Raw genomic sequence first — 23,147 nt, forward strand, 5'->3', positions numbered from 1 at the left:
GTTCAGGTTTCGCTGCCGATCGACTGCGGCGGTCGCCACCCCCAGTCTGACGGGATTGGATTTTTCTCGTCATTCACGAGGATCTGCGGCAGCTGCTCGTGGCAAAATTCTGGCGGTATCGCCGGCTTCACCATGGAAGTGACAAAGTCTCGCAGCGAATTCAAGGAATTGGATGAGATGATCGTATAGAAATTCCCGCTATTCCACGTGACGACGGCATACCGGAAGTACAATCGCAGAGCCGATCGCGATGTCTCCAGATCGACCTGGAAATCGAACATCGTATCCAGAACACCACGTTTCTTCTCGACAATCTGCCTCTTGGTAAAAAACCTCGACTTGAACACCTCGTCCTTATGGCGCTCTCGCTCAAGATAGGCTTCCGTGTTTCCGTGGACGAGCTTTTGCACCTGAACCAACACGCCGTTGGAACGGACACGGGGCGCGATGAAGCCGTTTTGATTGTCCCTGTCACGCCCGTACATCTGAAAAGTCGTGTCTTCCAGCAGCACATCATATCCGTCCCGAAAAGGCTGAAGCGATTGATCTGTCGCGTACCGCTCATCGTCCAGTTCGAAGAACGGCCCGTGGTAAAAGTGAGCATCCTCGCTAACTCTCCCGGCGAAAAAGCTGACGCGATTGCCGTCTGTGGGACTGCAATTGAGGGTTTTCAAACGCCCGTCACCGAGCTTTGCCAGTGTCCTCGCAAGAGTGCCGGCGCCAGCTCCCAGAGTATAGATCGTCGCGGGACGACCTTGGCGCGCCCAGGCCTTCTCCGCAAACGAGAGGATTGCTGCACCCAGACGACATTCCTCCTCGAGCCGATAAGGAATGCTGGCAAAATAGTGGCTATCAAAATGTCCCCACAAACGCCTGTGTGTATCCCAGAATGTCATGCAAGCGAGATCGAACGACAGGAGCTCCATCTCCGGCTCCGGCCTGCCCAGATCCGGCGACCCACCCAGTCCACTGGCTGTTTGTTCAAAGAAGGTTGCAAACGAATTGAGGCGCGGAGCCTTCCGCCAGGCATCTATTGTCTTGCTGTCCACCATGGTGCGATCCTCGTTTCGAGCCAAACGACAGGTGCCGCGGTAGTCCGCCTTTCGGAACAGCCATCACCGCTCCGCCAATCGCCCCTGCCAGGAGCAATTTTTGATTACCTGTGATTGCGTAGAGTTGATTGCCGGGAAGCCTCGACGCAATCTACCGGTATTGGGAGATTGACCCGCAGCTCTGACTTGCACAAAGGACATGATCAAAGCGCCGCAAAACACACTTTTGCGCAGCGTCAGGACTGGATTATTTCAAGGAAGCTCGCCCTTGCGATAGCCTGATACATCGTCCTGGCATCAAGTTTGCGTTTGGCTAACTTGAGATAAAGGCGCACCGCATTCTCCGAAATCTGCAGTCTCGCGGCGATGCGCTTCGTAACGAGGCCGCGCGCCAGGAGTTGAAGACATTCCTGTTCCCGTCTGGATAGTTTCCGGTAGCCGCCGCTTGTCCTTAGCCCCCATACGGAGAGCGCTTTCTCGTGCAGATAGTGGGAGACTATTTGAAGGTCGTGGTTGCTCAACGTGCGTAACTTTCGCCACTCAGGCGTCGGCAGGTTCGACGTCACCGAAAAGAGGCTGCGTTCGCCGCTCGGACCTCTGATTGGGATCGTCAAACCGTGCCGGCCAATGTCGAATAACTCCGCCTCCTTGAAAAAGCTGCGGGTTCTTGGAGATCGTCGATCAAGATTTGACCAATCGACGGGCAAGAAGCCGGTGCGGCTGAGGTCGATGACGGGATCGATCTCGAAATAGTTCTGATCAAGATAAAGGGACGTCCATTCTTCCGGATATGTCGTGCAATAGAAAGGCTCGGGGTCTGCCCGATTTGCGAGGCGGACCACCAAAAACGCCAGATGAGCAAATTGGTAGCGATCTCGAATGTCAGCAACGGCAACATTCAAATCCGTTCTGCTGCGTACCCTTCGCAACATCGTCAACGACCACGACAATGGTGAGTGCTGTCGATCTTCCATCGGTTTCCTTTCGAGCAGCATGTCCGGTTTGCTGTTCTTCGCAAACTCTGGGATCTGCCCCATCGCCTGGTGTCTTGGTGCCTTATGGTGAATGATCGCCGCTTCACCAGTGACGCATTTGGAAATGCGGTCTATCTGGTGCCGCCGATTCCAGAGAGATCGACCCGTATCCCTGCTTTGTTAGGATCGCTTGCACCCTCGGATGTCGGAGCGTCCTGACCTTCCTGGTCTTGCGGCTCCACACCTGGGCGCGCGTCCGGCTCAATGCCCGCTTTGCCTTGCTTCGGCTTGGCCGCCTTGACATCGCCCGGATCGGGAGCCCGGAAAACTGCCGTCCCCTCGAAATATCCGCTCTTCCAGGAGATGATGGCGTCCTCGAACGCCTCATCGACGGCATAGCCGTACCATTTCGTGACGATGCGATAGACCTTGCCGAACAACGCAGTCCCCATGCGGATATTCTTGCAAGCGTCGACGAGGTCCGGTTTCAACTCCGAGACGTCCTTGATCCCGAGCCCGGCCGGATATTGCGTAATGCCCACACGTACGACAGCCTGTCCGACATACTCGCCGATCAGCGCCATTGCCTCGTCGGGTGTTTTCGCCTGCGGCACCAGAATAACGCTGTTACCGGAGCGAACCGTGACGGTGAGCGGATCAGACGATCCGGCCTGCGCGATAAACTTTTCGACGATAGCAGGCTTTAGACTTGGATCGGCGCATTGCTGGATAAGGGCGGCATCGACCATGGCTGCTATTCCTCTGCCTGGATGTTGAATGCCGTGACGAGGGGCAAGGTGAACAGCCGGGCCCAGGCCGCGGCGCTGGCTTGCTGTACCGCGATGATCGAAGTGCCGGATGTCCACCAGCCATTGCCGGCGGCGACAATCATGTCCGGTCCGTGTAGCGACGCCTGCAGTACAGGCCACACGATCAACTGCTCGTAGCAGATCAGTGGCGCGATCCTCCGGCCACCGAATTCGACGACGGGATTGGTGAAGAAGCCAGCTCGTGCGCCCCCGCCTTGTCCACCCCAGGCAAGCCACGGTTGCCACATCGACACGGGAACCGGCATGCGCTGACGATAGAGGATGCGTGTGCCGTCGCTGGACATCGCGACGAGGACATTGTCGTAACCGGCGCGCTCAACGACAGCCGCGCCGGCGATCACGATGACGCTGCTACCCGCGAGCTCTCCTTTCCAGAGCCGTTCGACGCTCGGTGTCCAGAAGCCGAGGCTGCTTTCGGGAAGAACGACAACGCGGGCGTCGCCACCTGCGGCACGTTTCACTGTCGCAATCAGATCACGCTGTTGCTCGAGCGAAGTGTCGCGGCCAAGATTTTTACCCTGCTCTAGGTCGACGCCCGTCCATCCTTCGGGTAAGCCCGGACCTGTCCACGTTGCGGCGGACCAGAGCCAGAATCCAACTAGGATGACGGCGGCGGCCGGCCACCATCTTGTCGTCATGACAATGAGGCCGGCTGCAGCGGCGCCGAAACCTGCCCATCCCCAGCCCGGAAACAATACGCCCGCCGCCGTGATCGGATGCGCCCAACCGACTATCCCGAACGGAGGGATCGCCATCAGCACAGCCGCCGCCCCATAGCGCAGCGCCCTTGCCTGTCCCGGACGATCCGTCCAGAGCGCCGCATGGAGGATCACGAAGGCAAGCGAGGCGACGATCCACAGCAAGATCCCGGGCCACAGATCGGCCGCATAGAAATTGGCGACGCCGTGAGGTAGCCCACGCGACGCCGCCAGAAAATATCCCGCCGACACGAAGGCCGCCGTCACCCGTGATCGCGAGAATGCCCAGAGCATCGGGAACGTCATCGCGAGCGGCAGTGCCAGGACATCTCCGCTCCAACCGAGGACGCCGACGATGATCGCGCCGCCGATCAGAACGAGCTGATGAAGACGATCAGGGATCGAAGGTAAGGACCGGCCGTGCCAGGCCGAGAAGACCCGTCTCCGGCACTGGCCCAAAATATCGGGAGTCATAGGAACTCGCAAAGTCGGAGTGAAGGAATAGATATCCTGAGGGCACGATGCCGCCGGTGAAAGGCTGAAGCGGTCGCCCTGCACCGTCGCTTGGTTCGACTGTGGAATACGGCAGGGGAAGCCGATCGATGACGACGTTCGAGCCGACGTTCACACGCTGGCCGGCGACCGCCACGACGGTCTTGATCAGCGGCGCAACGCCGCCGGAGCAGAGACCGCGACGGAGGTAACCGCGCTCCAAAGCTGCGGCGAATTCCTCGGACGCCGGCGGACAATCGAACACGACATCGCCAACGGCGGCGGCCCGCCTCAGCGGCTCGATCCGCCACAGGCCGAGCGGCTCGCTCGGTGTAAGGTTCAGCCGATAGCCGCCAAGCCAGCCGCCGGTGGCCGCCGCCGTCAGGGAAACACATGTCACAACGACGACCGAGATGGCGCGGCCGCGGCTCATTGCTTGAGGACCTGGTTCTGACGCTGAGACAGACGAAGTTTCTCGGTCTGCTTCAGTGTCTCGGCGCTGCGTTCCTGGGCGGAGAGCTGTTGCCCGGTGCGCATGATCGGCCATGCCTTTGCAAGCTTCTCCTTCTCGGCGGGACGCATCCCCTCGGACAGCGTATCGAACAGCTTGCCGGCAGGTTCGCGCGCCGCGTTCGTTAGCAAGTTGCGCTCGCCGAACCGTTCCGCGACCGCGCGGTTGAAACCATCCATCTCGGCCTTGATTTCGCGATTGGCGATAGCGTAGCCCAGCGCCGCCGACAGATCGTTGCGATCGATGGCGTCGCGGACCTTTTCCAGCACGCCATATGCTTGCGGTGACAGCGCCGGGATGTCGATCGAGACCCGCTGGCGCAGCGCTTTCTCCTCTGCCTCGATCTTCCGCACGGCCGCCTCGCGGAAGCTGAGATAACTTTCGATGTCCCGCTTCAGCGCCGGCACGTTCACCTCGGCGACATGCCGTGCCTGCTTCTCCGCCTTGCCGGCCAGCATCCCAGTCTTGCCTTTCAGCGGACCGATCGAGGTCGGATCAGCGACGAGCTTGTCGAGCGTCTGTTTCGCGGCCTGGGCATCAGCCAGAACCGCGCCGAAGTTCATCGCGCGGAAGGCCGTTTCCGGATCGGCGAACACATAGCGGAAGCGGAACGAGACCTCCTCCCACTGCTTCTTGACGGCGGGATCGGCAAGGAGCTTTTCTTCCACCGCATCTTGCAGCGATTTCGGGAACAAAGTGATGCCTGCGACCATCGGTTCGGCCTCCTTTCGGATTTGGTTTTTGCGGGTTTCGACAAGGCCGAGCTGTTCGCCAACGCCGCGCAGGCGCCGCACAAGACCAAAGAGCTTCTGTTTCTGGCGGACCGTCCATTCGAGGCGATCTTGAACCAGCGCTCGGGCGACACTGGCAATACGCAGCCCGCGGTTCTCGGCGAAGCGAAGCGCCTGCCGGTACAGCGTGCCGCGCTCGTAATCGAGCGTCGTCTCCTTGGCATTGCGCTTCGACAGGATCTTGACCAGGCCGCCATTGAGATCGAACGAACGGCGACCATAGTAGAGCGCCAGATCTTCGCGATGGCGCGTCATCGCTACATAGGTGAGATGCCGGTCGAGCGAGAGCGAGGCGAGCACCTTCATGCGATCGACGGTCGCGCCCTGGCTCTTGTGGATCGTTGTGGCGTAGCCATGGTCGATGTTGCGATAGAGCCTCTGTTCGACGGTGACGCGCTGGCGCTGATCGCCCTCCCCAATCTCGGCGACGATGCGGTTTTGAGCTGACTCGACGACACGGCCGATCATTCCGTTTTTCACGCCAAGAGCGCTGTCGTTCTTCAGGAACACGATCTGGTCGCCGGTGTCGAAGCTGCGCATACCATCTTCAGTCCGGAAGGCATGGCCCTCGCCGACGATGCCGCGCTCGACCAGCTTTTCGCGGGCAAGGTGGTTCAGGCTGCGAACGTCACGGCGCAGATGCGCGAGGATCAGTGTTGTCTTTGTGGGGTCGTATTCGATGTTCCAGTCGGCGATGAGGTTGTCGATCGCTTGGCGCTTCAGCGTCGAACCAAGGATGCGGCCCCGCTGACGGTAAGCGGTGACGGCATCTTCTACGCGACCACGCGCCAGATCCAGCGAGGCGTCGCGCATCCATTGCTCGCGCTGGCGGTAGATCGTTTCGAGTTCGGCATATCCGATGCGTTCGACGATCGCTCGGAAGGAGGCCCCAGCCTCGATCGGCTGAAGCTGCTCCGGATCGCCGACCAGCACCAGCTTGGCGCCTGCTCGCGATGCCACTTCCACGAACAGCGCCATCTGCTTCGAGGCGACCATGCCGGCCTCGTCCAGCACGAACACGGTCTTGTTGTCGAGGGTGTCCTTGCCCTGTTTCCAACGGAGCTCCCAGGATGCCAGCGTGCGGCTGTCGATCCCGGCTTCGCTCGAGAGTCCCTCGGCCGCCTTGCCGGCCAGGGCGCCGCCGACCACACGATAACCGGCGAGTTCCCAGGCCTCGCGCGCCGCCTTCATCATCGTCGTTTTTCCGGCGCCGGCGCGGCCAACGACAGCCGCGATCCGGGCGGGACCGGCGATATGCTCGATCGCGGTCTTCTGTTCCAGCGACAAGCGTGGATGACGTTCGAAGGTTGCCTCGAGAACGCGGCCATTCATGCCGAAGCCTCTGGCTTGCGACAGCGCCACGGCCCGCCTCGCCATCGTCGCTTCCATCTGGATCAGTTCGCGCGTGGTATAGCGGGCGCCGATCCTTTCGCCGGTGGCGAAGTCAACGCTGTCGCGCTCGATGCGCAGTATTTCCGGACTCTGGAGGATCCGCGCCATCAGTTGCGAGAAGGTGCCCGCATCATCGATGTATCGATGCAGGACCTTGGCGACGTCACGTTGGTCGAAGACACTCTTTTCCGAGGAGATCATATCGAGCACGATCTCCGGCCGCTTCTCGATGCGTCGGGCGTTGAACTGCCGCTGCTCCTCGAACAACTTCAACCGTTCGAGCTCGATGGCGCTTCCATCCTGCTCCGACTTGCGGTGGATGGCCTTGGCGCCAACACCGATATGGATGGTAGGAACGATGTCGATGCCGCGCTCGGCGTAGGAACGGCCATCAACACGAATTTCATGCCCGCCGAGTGCGAGATGCTGGTTCTGGAGGTCGAGCCAGCCATTGCGCTGCTGCAGGAACTCCGCCTTCTCGCCGGCCCACAGCCGATACTGGATCTTGCCGCTTTTCGTGCGAACCGGTTGGCCGTCGTCACCAACGACGGCGATCTTCTTGGCACCGAAGCCCTTCTGCGTGAGCGGACGCAATGTCGTCATCAGGTGAACATGCGGATTGCCGGGTTCGTCATGATAGACCCAGTCGGCGACCTGTCCGCGCGCCAACACCTGCTCGAACACGAACTGGCGCATCAGCGCGACGTTCTGCTCCGTCGACAATTCGATCGGCAGCGCGATGATGAACTCCTTGGCGAACTGCGCATCCTCCCGCTTCTCGAATGCCTCGACGCGGTTCCAGAAGGCCTCAGTCGCCCCGGCAACCGACCGATCGGCGATTAGCGCCAACGCCCATTTCGGAGCATCGGGTGGAAGCAGCAATTCCTCATGGACGAGATTGCGCTTGTTGGAATAGTCTACCGTGCGCGCCTCGATCTCGTAGGACATCCTGGCGCAATGACGATACGCCGCCGACAGCACGGCGCTGCGGCCATTGCCGCGTCCGATAAGCTGGGGCGTGAAATGCGTGATGGCCAAGGCGATACGGATCCCGACGGTTGAACGAACATCGTGTTCGTGGGGAGCCGATCAGCCTCGCCGGGCCGCCGCAGCCACGTCGCTTCAGCGACGTATTACTGCGCCCTTGGAAACCGCTCCTTCGGAACGGCCGGGATGATCGTCCAAAGCGTCGGGCTCGCCGACTAGCTTTTTTATTAGTCGCATACGCGACCTATCCGGGGAAAACTCATATCCGAGCGCAAACGCATCGGACATGAGGGGTTCAACCGGAATGAAGAAGCCGTCGTCAAAGATCAGAGAAGAAATCGCCCGGCTGCAGGATCAGCTTCGACAGGCCGAGACACGGGAGGCCGAGCGGATTGGCCGCGTCGCGCTGAAGGCCGGATTGGGCGAAATCGAGATCGACGAAACGGAATTGCAAAAGGCGTTTGAGGAGCTTGCGGCGCGGTTTCGCAAACAAGACGCAAAACCTCGGAAGCCTGAGACCCCACCGTTCACGGCTGGCGCGGCTGCGGGCAATGCTGGCGAGGCTTGAGCGGATGGGTCGGTCGGCATCGTCAGAGGCGCGGAAGAAAGACACGCGCGAGAAAATCGAACTTGGAGGCCTGATCGTCAAGGCGGGCCTGCGCTACGAGAAACGGGCGCTGCTGCTCGGCCTGCTGATCGACGCCGCCGGGCGATTGCGTGATGACGCGGCGGAGCAATCACGCCTGACGGCGATCGGCGCGGAGGCCTTTGGCCGTGACACCGAATAGGATCCTGCTCGCCATCGTTCCAGCGCTGCTGATGATCGTCGCTGTCATTGGTATGACCGGCATCGAGCAATGGCTTGCCACCTTGGGCAAGACAGATGGTGTTCGCCTGATCCTCGGCCGGGTCGGAATCGCTCTGCCCTACGTTGCTGCCGGAGCAATCGGCATCATCTTCCTTTTTGCGACGAGCGGTTCGTCGAACATCAAGGTGGCGGGGTGCAGCGTTGTCGCCGGATTCTTGGCGACGATGATGATTGCAATGCTGCGCGAGGCGACACGGATTTCGGCTTTTGCAGCTGAGGTGCCGGCGGGACGCTCGCCGATTGCCTACGCCGATCCGGCGACGATGGCCGGTGCGGCCGTTGCCCTGGTCGCCGGAGTGTTCGGATTGCGCGTTGCGATCAAGGGCAACGCTGCGTTCTCCGTCGCTGCGCCGCGTCGCATCCGGGGCAAACGCGCCATCCATGGCGAGAGCGACTGGATGGGTATGCCCGAGGCGGAGCGGCTGTTTCCCGGCACCGGCGGCATCGTCATCGGCGAGCGATACCGTGTCGACCGCGACAGCGTGTCGATGTTGTCGTTTCGCGCCGATGCCAGAAACACATGGGGGGCTGGCGGCAAGACTCCGCTTCTGACGTTCGACGGATCCTTCGGCTCATCGCATGGGGTCGTTTTCGCCGGCTCGGGCGGCTTCAAGACGACGTCGGTGACCATCCCGACCGCGCTTAAATGGGGCGGCGGCCTCGTGGTGCTCGACCCGTCGAGCGAGGTCGCGCCGATGGTGATCGAGCATCGAAAGCGGGCCGGCCGGAATGTCGTCGTGCTTGGTTCGGGCAATCCCGCGATCGGTTTCAATGCGCTCGACTGGATCGGCCGGTTCGGCAGCACCAAGGAGGAGGATATCGTCGCGGTCGCCACATGGGTGATGACCGACAATCCACGGCAAGCATCGGCGCGCGACGACTTCTTCCGCGCCTCCGCACTGCAACTGCTCACCGCGCTTATTGCTGACGTCTGCCTGTCCGGTCACCGGCAAGAAAAGGATCAGACATTGCGGCAGGTCCGCGCCAACCTTTCCGAGCCCGAGCCGAAGCTGCGTGAGCGTCTGACCAACATCTACGACCAGTCGGATTCGGCCTTCGTGAAGGAGAACGTAGCGCCATTCATCTCAATGACGCCTGAGACCTTCAGCGGCGTCTACGCCAATGCGGTGAAAGAGACGCACTGGCTTTCCTACCCGAACTATGCGGCGCTGGTGTCCGGGTCGAGCTTCACGACAGACGATCTCGCCGCCGGCAATACGGACATCTTCATCGCGCTCGATCTCAAGGTGCTGGAGACCCATCCGGGGCTCGTACGCGTGATCCTCGGTGCGCTGATGAACGCGATCTACAATCGCAACGGCGAGGTGAATGACAGGACGCTATTTCTCCTGGATGAGGTGGCACGTCTCGGCTATCTGCGCATTCTCGAAACCGCCCGCGACGCCGGGCGCAAGTATGGCATCACTCTGACGCTGATCTTTCAGTCGATCGGGCAGATGCGCGAAGCCTATGGCGGGCGTGACGCAACGTCGAAATGGTTCGAGTCTGCGTCCTGGGTCTCATTTGCCGCGATCAACGATCCGGAAACGGCCGACTATATTTCGAAGCGCTGCGGCGACACGACGGTCGAGGTCGACCAGACCAGCCGGTCGTCGCAGATGTCGGGATCATCTCGCACGCGCTCCAAACAGCTCACGCGCCGTGCACTGATCCTGCCGCACGAGGTCCTGCGCATGCGCGGCGACGAGCAGATCGTGTTCACCGCCGGCAATGCGCCACTGAGATGCGGTCGTGCGATTTGGTTTCGGCGCGACGACATGAAAGCATGTGTGGGCGAGAACCGATTTTACAGGAACGTCGAACGCTAGAAACGACGAGAGTGACGATTACCAGAGCCCCGGCAAGATACAGTCTTCGTCACCAACAGCGGCAAGTTGGCGGCGGCGACGTCCGATCACCAGAATGAATCCATGGCCATTGTCCGATTCATAACTCTCATTGGACGAACGGATCAGAAGGCGAGATTCTTCGCCGATGATCGTTCAACCCTATCACCTTTATGTCGAGCGCATCGAGCCTGAGAAGAAGATGGCACGGTTTTATGCGCTCTCCGTAGAGCCGACACTCCTTGGAGACGTGTCGTTGGTGCGAAGCTGGGGGCGGATCGGGACACGCGGCCAGCAGAAGGTGCAGCTCTTCAATGAGGAGAAGCAGGCCATCGGTCTGTTCCTTGAACTTCTCCGCGAAAAGCGAAAACGCGGCTATAGACCGAAATCAACTGTGGAAACCCCGGAAATCCGGCGTTCGACATCGCAGCGCGTCAATGACAAACTCATCGCAAGCTGACAGGGATTCTCTCTTCTAATATGATGTGAGGAAATTCCATGACCACCACCAATGAAATCGCCGACAAGATCGCCGCCGACAACAGCCTGACGAGGGCTCAGGCCAAAGGTATCGTCGAAGCCGTGTTCAAGGCGATCGCAGAAGCTGCCGGCTCCGACGCTGAAACCTCCATCCCGGGCTTCGGAAAGTTCAAAGTCAAGGCGTCGCCGGAACGCGAGGGCCGCAACCCGTCCACCGGCGCGACCGTGAAAATCGCGGCTTCGAAGAAGCTCACCTTTGCGCCGGCAAAGGCGCTCAAGGATGCACTGAACAAGTGATCCAAAAAAGGGAGAGCCCCGCCTTTCGGCGGGGCCTTCGTTGCTGTCAGTCCCGGTTCGGCCGGGACCAGATGAGGGAGAGGCCTTCCTCGCCTTCGACCTCGATCAGGGTTGCGTAGATCGGAGCCGGGAAGCTCGGGTCGTCGAGCTTGACCGAGAGGTAGTCGCGGCCTTCGTTCGAGGTCTTCTTCCACGCTGCGCCGAACTCGACATTACCTGCGAGGATGCGGAAGTCAGGACCCTTTTCGCTGGCGCGCTCGACTGCGCGGATCGTCGCCTTGACGTTGAGGTTGAGGGTCTTGATGGTGCCGTTGAAGCCGTTGCCGGAAGCGGTGAAAGAGCCGATGGTTGCCATTGTCGTATTCCTTTTCTGTTGCTCGGGCCGCGCCCACCGCGGCCTCGATGGCTGTCGATCAGACCGGGGACGATCGGCCTGCACCTGAAAGGCCGAAACGTCAGTGGAGGACGGCCAAAGGTGAGGCTTTCTTGGCCTTCGCGAGGAATGGGCGCTCCAGCGCACAGGGGAAGAAAACGAGCCGGCCGTTGCGGATGCCGATCGAACCGAGTTTCAGCTCGGTGGTCTTCGGTCAGACATGCCCCATCGAGACCGCAGTGGGTGAGCCAGCTGACAGGTCGCAAGGATACGGCAATGGCGTCATCTGGCGGGGATCGGTTGTAAACGCCCTGCCCCACGCTTCAGCGCGCTCAGCTCACAAACACCAAGCTTGATCGCTCGCCTCGACGCACCCGCGGGATGGATCTCGACCTGTTTCTCCCCCAGTTGTGGGATTGCCGCGCTGCTTTGATGGCTTCGTTTACACAGCCGCCCCATCTCACCATGCACACGCCGCAGTGCACGTCAGTCGTTCAGCTCGTCCGCAGTCCGCAGTCCGCAGTCCGCAGTCCGCAGTCCGCAGAAAGGATCCTTTCCTGGTGCGTCCGCGCAACTTGATGTGACTCAAGCTGCTCGTTGTTGCGCCTTCGGTTGAAGATCGTGGAGATACGCCACCGCCCTTTGCGCATGCGCGGCTGCGGAAAAGACGAACCGTTTCTCATGTCTGAGAACCGAGAGCCAGGATGCGATATAGCTCGCGTGATCCGGTCGCGGCTCCATCTCCGGCACGATGCCGAGATCGGCGCACAGGAAAACGGCGCCGAGTTCGGCGATCAGCTCTTCACGCGCGCGCTCGGTCTTGTCTTTCCCGTAGTGCGAGAGATCACGATCGAGGCGATGCTTCGCTCCAGCCCAGTGAATTTGTTCATGGCCCAGGGTCGCGTAGTAGGATTCCACATCCCGGAAGGTTTCGATCGGCGGCATCTGGATGATATCCGGGCCTGGAGCAAAGAATGCCTTGTTGCCACCGTGGCGGATCACGGCTCCCGTTGCCGCGAAAAATGCGTCCGCTGCGGCACTGCGATTGACGTCCAGCCTGGGATTTGCGGCGAGAGATGGCAGGTATTCATCGGGCAGATCATCGATCTGTTCGAGATTGAAAACCGTGTAGGCCTTCAAAAAAGGAATCTCGCGTTCAACCTCGTCGCCATTGTCAGCCGTTTCCGTCCTCCTGACACGGTTCGCATACACGACAGTCGAACCGGTCTCACCCTTGCGGACATGAGCGCCAAGCTCGGCTGCCTGGCGAAATGTCATCCATGTCGGCGAGCGGAAACCGCGCGATACCGCTTCGGACCAGAGCAGCAGAACATTGATGCCGGAATAGGGCTCGCCATTGTGCCGCAATGGACGGGTAATGCGACCTTCCAGATGGCCTGTGCTCCAGGGCTGCACCCAAGGGCGGACGCACTCCTCTAGCGAGGCGATGATGCGGTCTGTGATTTTTGAATAGATGTCGACCCGCGTTTCCTGACCGCTCTTCCTGCTTTCCTGTCTCATTTTGTTCTCCTCGATTCGAAGACCGCGCCCATCGCGGTCCGTCACGGCGGTCGAAGAGCGGAGGCCGGCGACGGCGCACCCGAGGTGATCCCACGGGGAGTGGGGATAGTGGGATCTGGGCCGGAACGAAGTGGAGGACGGCTTGCCGTTGTGCCGGCACGCAGCCGGGCGAAGCTAGACCGCGATCCGGAACGGACCGCGTGGGCGCGATATGCTCACACTCAAAATGCTGTCGCCTTGAGGCGCCGACCGCCTCAATCTGGAAAGGAAAATGCGGGGCCGAAGCCCCGCGATCGTCCTATTCGAATGCTGCCATCTGGGCGCTGGCTGCTTTCTGGTCGACGGATAAGCCGGGCTGCTCGAGGGTGCGCTCGTAGGGCTTCCAGGTCTCGCCGGTGATGTCTTCGTAGGCGGAGACGGCGCCTTCGGCTGCCATTCTGAGAACGTGGGCTTGTAGCCCCATGTCGGCGGCGAATTCGCGTTTGCGCTGGGCGCGGCTGTCGAACCCTACAGGGCCTTCCAGGTCTTCGTCGCGATCGTCGTTGGAGAGCTTGGTGGTGAGGTCGCGGGCTTCGGTGACCGAGCGGCTGTAGAACTGCCCGGCGCCGTAGGCGGAGCCGACAAAGGATCCGACGATGCGCTGCATGTGGATCTGCATGGCCTTTTCGGCAAGGCCGTCTTTCAGCGCCTCGGCGCTCTCGATCAGTTGGGACCGATGGAGATCACGGATGCCACCACTGTCGATGACGGCAAGGCCGAAGCTTTCTGAGATGCGCAGCGCCTGGGCGGTGTCGGGGCAGGCGTGCCTGACCATTTCGAGGGTAGTGGCGCGCTGGGACTTTGCGGGGCGAGCCTTTTGGGTGGAGCGAGAGTTCGTGGTCATGATGGTATCCTTTCGAGCGATTTTTCAGCAAAGCCCGCGGGTTGCCGGTCGTTTGTCCGGCTCTGTTCCTCGGGTGCGGTCGAAAGGACATGGGCATCAGCGGCCCGGCCCAAGGTCAGGGCGCTGCGGGCTGAGCGAGGAAGGGTTGTGGATGACGCGGACTGCATGAGCGGTCTGCGCCAGACGCGGCCCCGCCTTGCGAAGACGCGGGCGTCCTGCCGCAACGCGGCGCGACAGCGGCCTTTGACAGGGACGCGCCCATGTCAGACCGCAGCAAAACCGAGGAGTTGAGCCGGCCGGATGAGTGGCTTCAGGAGGAACTCAAGCGATCACGCAGAAGGATCCTTCATGGCTTGGCAGTCGGCCGACCGAATGCGCGTATGCTTTCCAGAGGCTCGCAACCGATCTCGTCAAGCCTGTCCGGCACTCCGATCACCGGAGCGGAGTTCATTTGCGCATCGGGCCGCAGCAGATCGGCACGCGGAAGGATAGGGAAATCCGATTTTGTGCTTGAGAGAGGGAGACCGATTGCCGCATCCGTGATCGTGAGCCCCGCCGCTGGTGCCTGCTACTTCATCCGATCCACTTTGCCGCCCCTGGCCTGTAGTGTCTGTCGGAACTTTGCATTGATCTGATCGAGGAAAGGCTTGCTGAACGATCCTCGTGGCGCCTTCCTCGCGTCGAAATAGAACGACTTTTCGAGAATGTCGTAATTGTATTCGCTGACGGTGATCCAGCCCTGCTTGGCGTCGGAAAGTCCTGCGCGCCTGAGTTCCAGGGCAGGAATTTCAAGCGTCTCCTGATCCTTGCGCGGCGGAGTGGACGAAATCGGCAATAGAATTAAATGATGGATGCCTTGCTTCTTGTCCTCGATGACGATGGACAGGCAAACCGGCCGATCCTTTTCGCCATGATCCCGCCCCTGCTCGGCCTGCCAAAGCCAAAGGTAAGGGTAGTCCACTATCTGCCCCTGCTTGTGCCTTGCGTTCATTGCTGCGGCTCGTCATCTGCTGCTTGGCGGTCAAGCTCCGCCAAAATCATGCCGGCCAGCTCTGGGGGCGTCTCGCCGGTCTTGTAGACGCGGCGCGGATCTTCGATTCCCACCATGCGCTCGAAAAGCTCGATGGGCACGACGACGACAGACGGACGGCCATGTTTTGTCAGAGTGATGGGCCGCTTTTGCGCTTCATCATGATAGCGTCCGAAATGGCGCATAAATTCAGCCGTCGAAATGGATTTATTGCTCATTGCAGCGTCCTTTTCTGTATTATTTGAATAATACAGAAAACACAGAAATCTGCAAGAATTTTGAGATTTGACAAGGCTCGACCCATAAGTTGTTGCAGCCCCGTTCGATCATCGGTTGGCAGCCTATAGCGATTTGTGATGAGGCAAAAGCGCTGTTTGAGATGTTCTGTTCGGCTGCGCACGTTGGCACAGCTGTCCCATGGTGGACAAAAACACCGCCGGCAAGAGCCGGCGGCGTCAGTTCGCGTCTTAAGCGTTTCGGGCTACTCGGCCGCCTCGCGAAAACCGTGGTCGACGTCCTCTCCAATCGAAGAGCTGTCTTCCTGGAGCCCACTGGACACGGGGGTTCTCACCGACTCTGCCGCCGTTTCGCTCGTATCCCCCTGGCCCTCGGCAGAGGGATGCTGTGCCGTCCACGCCTTGACCTCTTCTGGCGATGGCGCCAAGAGCGCAGCCGGATGGACCAGCTTCGCCTCTACGAAATGTTCGACAAGAGCCGCCCTGGTATCCTTCACCTTGATGCGGCAGGGAACGCTGGCTGCATCCGCAGCTGTCTCCAAGGCATTGCGCGAAAGGCATGAAAGGAAGCCTTCCGTCGCCATGTTCGGCAGGAAGCCGTCGGCACCGATTGCATCGCCGGCGATGCGGGCAACGAGACCACTATCCGAGCGATTGCGCCGCAGGGACACCACCTCGATCAGGATCGAACGCGCGGCCCTGACCAGCGTGTCGCGCTCGAAGGTGAGCTTGCCGTCCTTACCAATTAGCCGGGCAGCTTGCCGCCCGCATTTGGCGCGGCCATAGGGATTGTCCGAAGAGCCGCTGGCGATCGTGACGTTCGTGCCGGCGAAGGCGAGGATGAGCAGCGCCATCAGCGTGTCGTCCTCGATTGGGGCACGTGACAACGCTTCGTGGAGGGCATCAGTGCGCAGGTCACCGATCATGTCGAGGCCCTTCTGCGTGACGTCAGGCCGCTGCTTTGCTTCCGTTGCCTCCTCGGCAGAAGCCGCGACGCCATCACCCGTCTTCACCTTCTTCGTTTCCGGCATGCGATAGACGACCGATTGGACGGAACCGTCACGCTGATTGACATACCAGCCGGTCAGATCGCCCTTACCCGGCTTACCATAGACCTGTTGGGCCCTGGCTGGGAGCTTGACCTGCCCGTATTCGCTGGCTTCTATGATCGAGCCGCGCTTAGGCAGGTTGTTCGCCAGCCATTCCTGCTGCGCGCCGAAGAAGGCTTCGACATCAGTCGTATAGCGGCTGTCCTCATCGGCCGGCGCAAACAGATCCTCCGCCCATGTGATCCCGTAGGCCTGTGCCAGATCCTCGCCGAAGCTGGCATGTTTTGCCAGCATGCGGGTCTTGGTCAGCGCCCGGGCTACTTCCCACCAAGAGACTTGAGGATCCTGCTTCTTCGGCTTGTATTTCTTCCAGACCTCCGCCTGCTCCTCCTGGCTCGCGGCCGCGATCGTGCGCAGTTGCTGCTCGTTCGGCATGTCGCCTCGTGCCATCTGGTCCAGCATGCCCGGCAAGATATTTGCCAGCAGACGAAGTTTGCGGATCTGGCGAACCGGCAGTGCCAGGGCAAGCGCTATCGATTCCTCGGTCCATCCGAGCGCGACCAGGCGTTCGATGGCGCGCCACTGGTCGATCGGGCTCAGAGGCTCGCGAGCAATATTCTCGGCAAAGGACTGCATGGCGGCAAGATCGTCGGAGGGTTCGATCAACAGCACGGAGATTTCCGCAAGATCGGCGGCGATTGCTTGCGCAGTACGGCGGTGACCAAAGACGATGATGTAGCTGTTGCCACCATCCGGATCGAGCTTGACGACCGGGGGCTGCACGACGCCAACCGCCCTGATCGATGCGCAAAGAAGCGCATCAGACTGTGGCGTGGATTTCGACTGGCGGAGCTTGTCGGGATTTTCCTTCAGGCTGCGCGGATCGGCTGTAATCAACTGCATGGCTGTGACCTCTCGGGTTTCGGGGCGGACAGGCTGACCATCCCTTCACGTCTTCTTCTCGAAGACCTCACCCGATACCCGCGGGACGAACCCGGCGGCTGCAATTGCGGCGGAGCATGCCTGGCACGCGGACAAGCAAGGCTCTTCAGCCTTGCGAAGGGCGCGCGCCCGGTATGGCGCGACCGGCGCGATTGAGGAAACCGTCAGCCGATGGGCCGTCCTGCGACTAGTTTTTCAGAACTCTCAAATAGCCTTGATATAAACTTCTTCTCATTCCAATTTCTAATCCATTGTTTCAATTTACTTTTCTTTTGATCTCGCCCGTTGCGCACCTACCTGTCCGACAAAAGGGGGATAAAAGGAGCTATTGAATGCCGATCTGCAATGCCTGCGCCACGCTTGAATCCACCCCGAGCCATCGCTCCTTATGACGAGTATGGCAGCGGCCTTGGCCGTTTGAAAACAAAAGGGCGCCTACCCTCCACAGGGAGCGCTCCGCAAGAGCTGGTGACTTTGAGCATGACGAACAGCAATCATGCGATTTACTCAAACTAGAAAGCAGTCCCTATGGCAAACCCGCCTCGCAGACACGTCAACCCCATGGATGCGGCCGAAGCATTGTTCAAACCGGCGAAGAAGGCAGCAGTGCCGGTGGTTGAACGACCAGCGCTGCCAAACACCAAAGAACTCGTTTCACTCAAGATCGACAGCGACGTGCTCGCCTTTTTCCAGGAAGACGGCCCTGGTTGGCAGGACCGTATCAACGACACTTTGCGGGCCGCGATGAGAGATAAGACCTGAGGGGAGTTGACCTCCAGCGCAAGCGACCGTCAGGCCGCGGCCCGATCGATGGCTTCCTCGAGCTCTCCCGTGGCGGCGAGGTCCTTCTCGATCTCGGCAAGTTGCTGCAGTTTCAGCTCGAGTTCGACGGCGAGTGCGAAACCTTCGCCGACGCGCGGTTTATAGGAGGCAAGACGACGCTGAGCGTCCGCCAACCGATGCCGATAACTGTGCCGCTCGGCTTCGAAATTTGACAGAGCATGCTCCAGCCGCGAAACCGCACCGACGGGCGTGACCGTGACCGTCAACTCGATTTCGTAGTCGGCACCGCTTCGCTGAAGCATGGTGACATAACGATATCCGTCCTTGCCGAACCGCTCGCCCGAGTATTCCAGCTCAAAGCCGCCGATTGATGCGACGACGACATTGCCCTCCTGCTGTCGCTGAACCAGGGTCAGAATCTCCTTCATGAGCGCCCGGCCCGCCAGCTTGCGCTCGTCGAATTGAGCGCCGCCGACGTCCATCGCGAAGGCATCACCTGACGTTGGAACCAAGCGTTCGATGTCTTTGCCGATCTCACCGATGCGGCGATTCGAAACCTCGAAATCGCGCTCGGCATCGCGGATCTGCCGGCGAATGGCGTGCTGATCGTCGACGTGAGCTGCGCGCAGGCGATCGAGCCGGGCGATTTCCGCTTCCAGCCCTGCCTTCTGCATCAGACGCGGATCGCCGGATGCGATGGCCTTGGCCATGGCGAACTGGTTCGCCTGCCCCTCACCCATATCCTCCAGCCGCCGGACGCTGGTATCGCCGGAAAGGGCGGCGGCAATGAAGCGAGCCTTGCGCTCGTTGTTCTGCCACATCGTGGCATCGAGCGAACCGAGGGTCGCGTAAGCGAAAACGTCGACCTCATCGTGCTGATTGCCCTGGCGGATGATGCGGCCTTCGCGTTGCTCGATCTGCGACGGCAGCCAAGGCACATCGAGGTGGTGCAGTGCCTTCAGACGTGCCTGCACGTTGACCCCGGTGCCCATGGTCTCGGACGAGCCGATGATAAAGCGGATCTTGCCGGCATTGAAGTCGGTGAACAGCCGCTGTTTGGCCTCGGATTTCTTGAAATCCTGCATATAGGCGATCTCGGATGCCGGCACGCCCAAATGAACGAGCTGGTCTCGGATCCAGCGATAGGCGGAAAATCCGCGCGAGGCTTCGACGGAGATCGTGCCGAGATCGGAAAAGATCAGCTGGCCGGCGCCGGATCGATCGAAGGGCTTGCCATCCTTGCGCCGATATTCGGCCTCGCTTGTCTCCTGCCAGATGCGGAAGGCATTGCGGACAAGCGCGTTGAGCTTGTTTTCCTCCTCATTGTCGTTGGCGGGATCCACCAATCTGAGATCGATCGCCGCATGGCGGCCATCGGTGATAACGGACAACAGGATGTCATCACCGGGCTTTGCCGGCCCCTCGCGCATCTCGATTACCTTGATCCGCGCATCGAGCTGTTTCTGGTACGCCTTGAAGGCCGGAGTCGGTTCGGCGGTGACGATCTGGCGCTTGCCGCCCGAGATGTCCGGAACCTTGACGTAAGTGCGAAGATCGGCCGGCAGCACGACGTCGGCGAAGGACCGGAACATCGCGATCAGTTCCGGTACATTGACGAACTGGCTAAAGCGCGTGACCGGTTTGTATTTCCCAGATGGCTGCAGTTCGAGTTCGGTCGATGTATCGCCGAAGGTCGATGCCCAAGCATCGAACTCATGCAACCCACGCTCGGACAAGGCTGTCGGGTCCATTAGGCGTTGGACGGAGAACATTTCGCCGAGCGTATTGGTGATCGGCGTTCCCGACGCCAGCACCAATGCCCGGCCCGGATTCTTGGTCTCGACAAAGCGGGATTTGACGAACAGATCCCAGGCGCGCTGCGATCCGTTCGGATCGACGCCGCGCAGCGTCGACATGTTGGTCGCGAAGGAGAGCTTGCGGAACTCCTGCGCCTCATCGACGATGATCTGGTCGATGCCAAGTTCGGAGATCGTCAGCAGACCGTCCTTGCGGGTGGCGAGCGCCTCCAGCCGTTCCTTATGGCCTTCCTTCATCCGTTCGATGCGCTTGCGCGAGAGGCGATCCTGACTGTCGACCTTGGTAAGAAGATCCTCGTAGAGCTCCAGCTCGTCCTGGATCATCTGTGCCTCGAAGGCGGACGGCACGGAGATAAACCGGAAGGCTGAATGGGTGATGATGACAGCATCCCAATTGGCGGTCGCCGCCCGCGACAGGAAGCGGTGGCGCTTTTCCTTGACGAAGTTGGTCTCGTCGGCCACGAGAATGCGTGCGTTTGGATAGAGCGCCAGAAACTCCCGGGCCGCTTGCGCCAGGCAATGGCCAGGAACGACGAGCATCGCCTTGTTGATAAGCCCGAGCCGGCGCTGTTCCATCACGGCGGCTGCCATGGTCAGCGTCTTGCCGGCGCCGACGGCATGGGCAAGATAGGTGGAGCCAGACGATATGATCCGCCAGATGCCCCGCTTCTGATGACCGTACAAACAAAAGGCGCCTGAGGCGCCCGGTAGCTGGAGATGATCGCCGTTGAAATGCCGCGGCGCGATATTGTTGAAGGTGTCGTTATAGACTCGCGCCAGCCGGTCGGTGCGGTCGGGGTCCGACCAGATCCACGACTGGAAGGCAGCCTTGATCTTGGCGAGCTTTTCCTTGGCCGCTTCCGTCTCCACCGTGTTGAGGATCCGGCGCTCGGTGTCACCATCGCGGATCGTGTCGAAGATCTGCGGAACCGATGAATTCAAAGCATCGGACAAGAGCTGGCCGGCGTGTCGGCGGTGGGTGCCCCATTCGGTGGTGCCGGCGGCTGACCATTCCAACTGTCGGGCATTGACCGTCCAGGTCGCCAGTTCCGGCAGATGATGAATGGTGATATCGGCCTCCATCGTCGCTCTGACGAAGGCAACGACGTCGTCGGCGGGAATCCAGGGGGCGCCGAGCCGAGCGGTAATGTCCGATGGCCGCAGATCGGCCGGCTGCACGCGCTCCAGCGCAGTGACGTTTCGCTGGAATGTGGAATCGAGCGCCGCGGTCGCCTGAGCGATTGCCAGCGTCGACCGGACGGCACCTGACAGATAGGCGTCAGCCATAGCCCAAGCGCCCGTCGCCGGATCCTGAAAGATCGCGTCCCCCAGTTCCTCGATGACCTCAGCAACGTCTCGATGCAGAAGTTCGGCAATGTGATCGGGATCGACATGCCCGCGCTCGTTAAGAACGACGGCCAGCGCGTCGAGGGCGGAGGTGATCACCGGCGCGGGCGGTGGCGAAATCACTCGCTGAGAAAAGATCGGGCCAGGCTTGGCGGTATTGGTCTCGAGGTCATAGTCCTCGATCGAGGCGACCAGCCAGCAATCGGGATCATCGAGAAAGGGTTGCAGGTTCGGGCGCCGATGGGTTTCGCGGATTTCTCCAGTTTCCGGATCTTCCGATGTCGACACGGTGGTAAAATTGATCGGACCGAACTCGCGTACGAAGCTCGACCAGGCAATTCGCAGTGAGACCTGTGCCTGTTTCCATGGCTGATCGCGCTCCTGGAGCTTCAGGACACTTCGAACGGCGTCGCGGATCGGGATCAGCTTGCGGATGATCCGGGCATGTTTGGCAAAGACACCGTCGGCCGCCCTGCCCTTCTTCACCTCGACGGGAGCCGGCTGCCCATCGATGAGTTGCATGAGTTGGGTCGCCTTGCCGACGAAGTAGCTGCCTTCGCGAACCTTCGGATCGTCGGGCCGTTCAGCCATGGCATCGGCGACTTCATCCTCGAGTTCGAAGTCGACCAATCCGGCCTCACCGTCGTAGATTCGCGTCGGAAGCCGCTGAACCGCCTCCAACAGTGCGGCTTCAGTGTCGTTGCCGAGCGGCAGGCATGTGTAGGTTTCGCCGTATTGGCCTGTGACGATCGCGTGCTTCCCAAGCGCCATGCCCGGATGGTCGGCAAACCAACGATTGACGCGGATCGCTTGCCCGTCTTCAGCTGAACCCTCCACCTCGGCCAGATCGAGCCAGGCGTCATCACAGACGGGCTCATCCTCCCGGCGCTTTCGGAAGAAGAGGATATCGACGACGACATCGGTGCCGGCCTGCGCCCGGAAACTTCTCTCCGGCAACCGGATGGCACCGACCAGATCGGCCATGCCGGCGATGTGCTGACGCGCCCGGGCGTCGGCCTTGTCCATGGTGCCAGTGGACGTCACGAAGGCTGCGAGCCCGCCGGGCTTCAGCCGATCGATCGCCTTTGCGATGAAATAGTCATGCAGACGGAAGCCGTGCGATCGAAAGGCGGAATCGCTGCGGACGATACGATCCGAAAACGGCGGATTGCCAATGGCCAGATCGAAATGCGCAGGCAACGCGACCCGCACAAAATCTCCCGTGATGATCTTGGCCCGCGGCTGCAGCAGGCGGATGATGCGAACCGTGACCGGATCGAGCTCGATGCCGGTCAGATGACTGGTGCGGGAGAGTGTGTCCGGCATCAGCGCTGGGAACATGCCTGTGCCGATCCCCGGCTCGAGAACCCGGCCGCCAGCAAATCCCATCCGGATGAGCGCCGACCAGATGGCGCGGACAATGAACTCGGGCGTGAAATGGGCATACTGCGTGCAGCGGGCGAGCGACGCATAGTCCGCTGCATTGACCGACGACTCGAGGTTGCCGGCAATCTCGCTCCAGTCTTCGCGAAACTCTTGAGCGCCCGGCCGACGGAACATGCCGTTGGCGAGATCCGACGCACCGAAGCCGGTGAAGCGGATGAGCTTGGCCTGCTCATCCGGACGCGCCGGTCGATCCTGTCGTTCGATCTCGGCCGTCATCAGGATCGCCGCGATATTGTCATGCGCTCGCTCGCGCCAGGAATGCGCGAGATTGCGAGAACCCTCCAGGCGAAAGTCGATCCGCGCCCGCATCGGGGTTTTTGGTTTAGGTGTCGCCGGCACCGGCATCGCAGGCGCGGGCGTTGAAGGCGGCGGATCGTCATCGGTACCTCTGTCGAAAACGGGGGAAAGGGCCGTAGCGCCGAGGTCGAAGCCGGATGAAAGTGCTGTGTTGCCGAATAGGTCGAGCGTGAAGGGATCGTTATGCGCCATGAAAAGCTCCTC

General features: G+C 60.7%; 19 protein-coding genes. 6 read left to right on the top strand and 13 right to left on the bottom strand.

Features of this window, described 5'->3' with window-relative positions; translation table 11 throughout:
* Positions 1 to 2: 2 nt before the first annotated feature.
* From AC1RO0_RS23565 to traA, 6 genes are all read right to left on the bottom strand, one after another.
* Positions 3 to 1,052: a class I SAM-dependent methyltransferase gene (locus AC1RO0_RS23565; protein ID WP_498595054.1), complete on the bottom strand. Its 1,050-nt coding sequence runs from the start codon at positions 1,050 to 1,052 to the stop codon at positions 3 to 5.
* A 236-nt stretch (positions 1,053 to 1,288) separates the two neighbouring features.
* The gene (locus tag AC1RO0_RS23570) at positions 1,289 to 2,089 is read right to left on the bottom strand and encodes a LuxR family transcriptional regulator (protein ID WP_498595055.1); all 801 of its coding nucleotides are present in this window, start codon (positions 2,087 to 2,089) and stop codon (positions 1,289 to 1,291) included.
* A gap of 68 nt (positions 2,090 to 2,157) precedes the next feature.
* Positions 2,158 to 2,775 carry a TraH family protein gene (locus AC1RO0_RS23575; protein ID WP_047639258.1) on the bottom strand — a complete coding sequence of 206 codons (618 nt, stop codon included), beginning with the start codon at positions 2,773 to 2,775 and terminating at the stop codon, positions 2,158 to 2,160.
* A gap of 5 nt (positions 2,776 to 2,780) precedes the next feature.
* Positions 2,781 to 4,028, bottom strand: coding sequence for a conjugal transfer protein TraB (locus tag AC1RO0_RS23580; RefSeq protein ID WP_081999554.1), 1,248 nt, complete (start codon positions 4,026 to 4,028; stop codon positions 2,781 to 2,783).
* Complete coding sequence (gene traF / locus AC1RO0_RS23585) at positions 3,949 to 4,479, bottom strand: conjugative transfer signal peptidase TraF (RefSeq protein WP_047639257.1); 531 nt, start codon at positions 4,477 to 4,479, stop codon at positions 3,949 to 3,951. Before traF ends, AC1RO0_RS23580 begins: the two co-directional genes overlap by 80 nt.
* The gene (traA, locus tag AC1RO0_RS23590; protein WP_047639256.1) at positions 4,476 to 7,778 is read right to left on the bottom strand and encodes a Ti-type conjugative transfer relaxase TraA; all 3,303 of its coding nucleotides are present in this window, start codon (positions 7,776 to 7,778) and stop codon (positions 4,476 to 4,478) included. Before traA ends, traF begins: the two co-directional genes overlap by 4 nt.
* A gap of 253 nt (positions 7,779 to 8,031) precedes the next feature.
* Between traA and traC the strand changes: the two genes are divergently transcribed.
* The 5 genes from traC to AC1RO0_RS23615 all read left to right on the top strand — a co-directional run bounded on the left by traC (position 8,032) and on the right by AC1RO0_RS23615 (position 11,219).
* Complete coding sequence (traC, locus tag AC1RO0_RS23595) at positions 8,032 to 8,295, top strand: conjugal transfer protein TraC (RefSeq protein WP_081999553.1); 264 nt, start codon at positions 8,032 to 8,034, stop codon at positions 8,293 to 8,295.
* 4 nt (positions 8,296 to 8,299) lie between these two features.
* Positions 8,300 to 8,515 carry a type IV conjugative transfer system coupling protein TraD gene (gene traD, locus AC1RO0_RS23600; protein WP_047639425.1) on the top strand — a complete coding sequence of 72 codons (216 nt, stop codon included), beginning with the start codon at positions 8,300 to 8,302 and terminating at the stop codon, positions 8,513 to 8,515.
* Positions 8,502 to 10,424 (top strand): Ti-type conjugative transfer system protein TraG, encoded by a 1,923-nt coding sequence (gene traG, locus AC1RO0_RS23605; RefSeq protein ID WP_047639424.1) that lies wholly within the window; start codon positions 8,502 to 8,504, stop codon positions 10,422 to 10,424. Before traD ends, traG begins: the two co-directional genes overlap by 14 nt.
* Before the next feature lie 166 nt (positions 10,425 to 10,590).
* Entirely contained in the window at positions 10,591 to 10,902 is a 312-nt protein-coding gene (locus AC1RO0_RS23610) for a WGR domain-containing protein (protein WP_052224207.1), read from the top strand.
* Between the two features lie 38 nt (positions 10,903 to 10,940).
* Complete coding sequence (locus AC1RO0_RS23615) at positions 10,941 to 11,219, top strand: HU family DNA-binding protein (RefSeq protein ID WP_047639255.1); 279 nt, start codon at positions 10,941 to 10,943, stop codon at positions 11,217 to 11,219.
* A gap of 46 nt (positions 11,220 to 11,265) precedes the next feature.
* On the opposite strand, the gene AC1RO0_RS23620 is transcribed toward AC1RO0_RS23615, so the two are convergent.
* The 6 genes from AC1RO0_RS23620 to AC1RO0_RS23645 all read right to left on the bottom strand — a co-directional run bounded on the left by AC1RO0_RS23620 (position 11,266) and on the right by AC1RO0_RS23645 (position 17,214).
* Positions 11,266 to 11,574: a DUF736 domain-containing protein gene (locus AC1RO0_RS23620; RefSeq protein WP_034482464.1), complete on the bottom strand. Its 309-nt coding sequence runs from the start codon at positions 11,572 to 11,574 to the stop codon at positions 11,266 to 11,268.
* A gap of 603 nt (positions 11,575 to 12,177) precedes the next feature.
* Positions 12,178 to 13,113: an ArdC family protein gene (locus AC1RO0_RS23625; RefSeq protein ID WP_498595056.1), complete on the bottom strand. Its 936-nt coding sequence runs from the start codon at positions 13,111 to 13,113 to the stop codon at positions 12,178 to 12,180.
* 298 nt (positions 13,114 to 13,411) lie between these two features.
* Positions 13,412 to 13,996, bottom strand: a complete 585-nt coding sequence (locus AC1RO0_RS23630; protein WP_034482462.1) for a hypothetical protein — start codon at positions 13,994 to 13,996, stop codon at positions 13,412 to 13,414.
* A gap of 568 nt (positions 13,997 to 14,564) precedes the next feature.
* Entirely contained in the window at positions 14,565 to 14,987 is a 423-nt protein-coding gene (locus AC1RO0_RS23635) for a hypothetical protein (protein WP_047639421.1), read from the bottom strand.
* Positions 14,984 to 15,244, bottom strand: a complete 261-nt coding sequence (locus tag AC1RO0_RS23640) for a type II toxin-antitoxin system prevent-host-death family antitoxin (protein WP_498595057.1) — start codon at positions 15,242 to 15,244, stop codon at positions 14,984 to 14,986. The genes AC1RO0_RS23635 and AC1RO0_RS23640 overlap by 4 nt, the downstream gene beginning before the upstream one ends.
* Before the next feature lie 263 nt (positions 15,245 to 15,507).
* Positions 15,508 to 17,214, bottom strand: a complete 1,707-nt coding sequence (locus AC1RO0_RS23645; RefSeq protein WP_498595058.1) for a ParB N-terminal domain-containing protein — start codon at positions 17,212 to 17,214, stop codon at positions 15,508 to 15,510.
* 567 nt (positions 17,215 to 17,781) lie between these two features.
* On the opposite strand from AC1RO0_RS23645, the gene AC1RO0_RS23650 reads away from it, so the two are divergent.
* Positions 17,782 to 18,015, top strand: coding sequence for a BrnA antitoxin family protein (locus AC1RO0_RS23650; RefSeq protein ID WP_034482458.1), 234 nt, complete (start codon positions 17,782 to 17,784; stop codon positions 18,013 to 18,015).
* A 29-nt stretch (positions 18,016 to 18,044) separates the two neighbouring features.
* Here the strand turns inward: AC1RO0_RS23650 and AC1RO0_RS23655 are convergent, their stop codons facing one another.
* On the bottom strand, positions 18,045 to 23,135 hold the full coding sequence (locus AC1RO0_RS23655; RefSeq protein ID WP_498595059.1) for a helicase-like domain-containing protein: 5,091 nt from the start codon (positions 23,133 to 23,135) through the stop codon (positions 18,045 to 18,047).
* Positions 23,136 to 23,147: the final 12 nt, after the last annotated feature.

This window comes from Rhizobium sp. GW821-FHT14E12, from assembly GCF_058803745.1.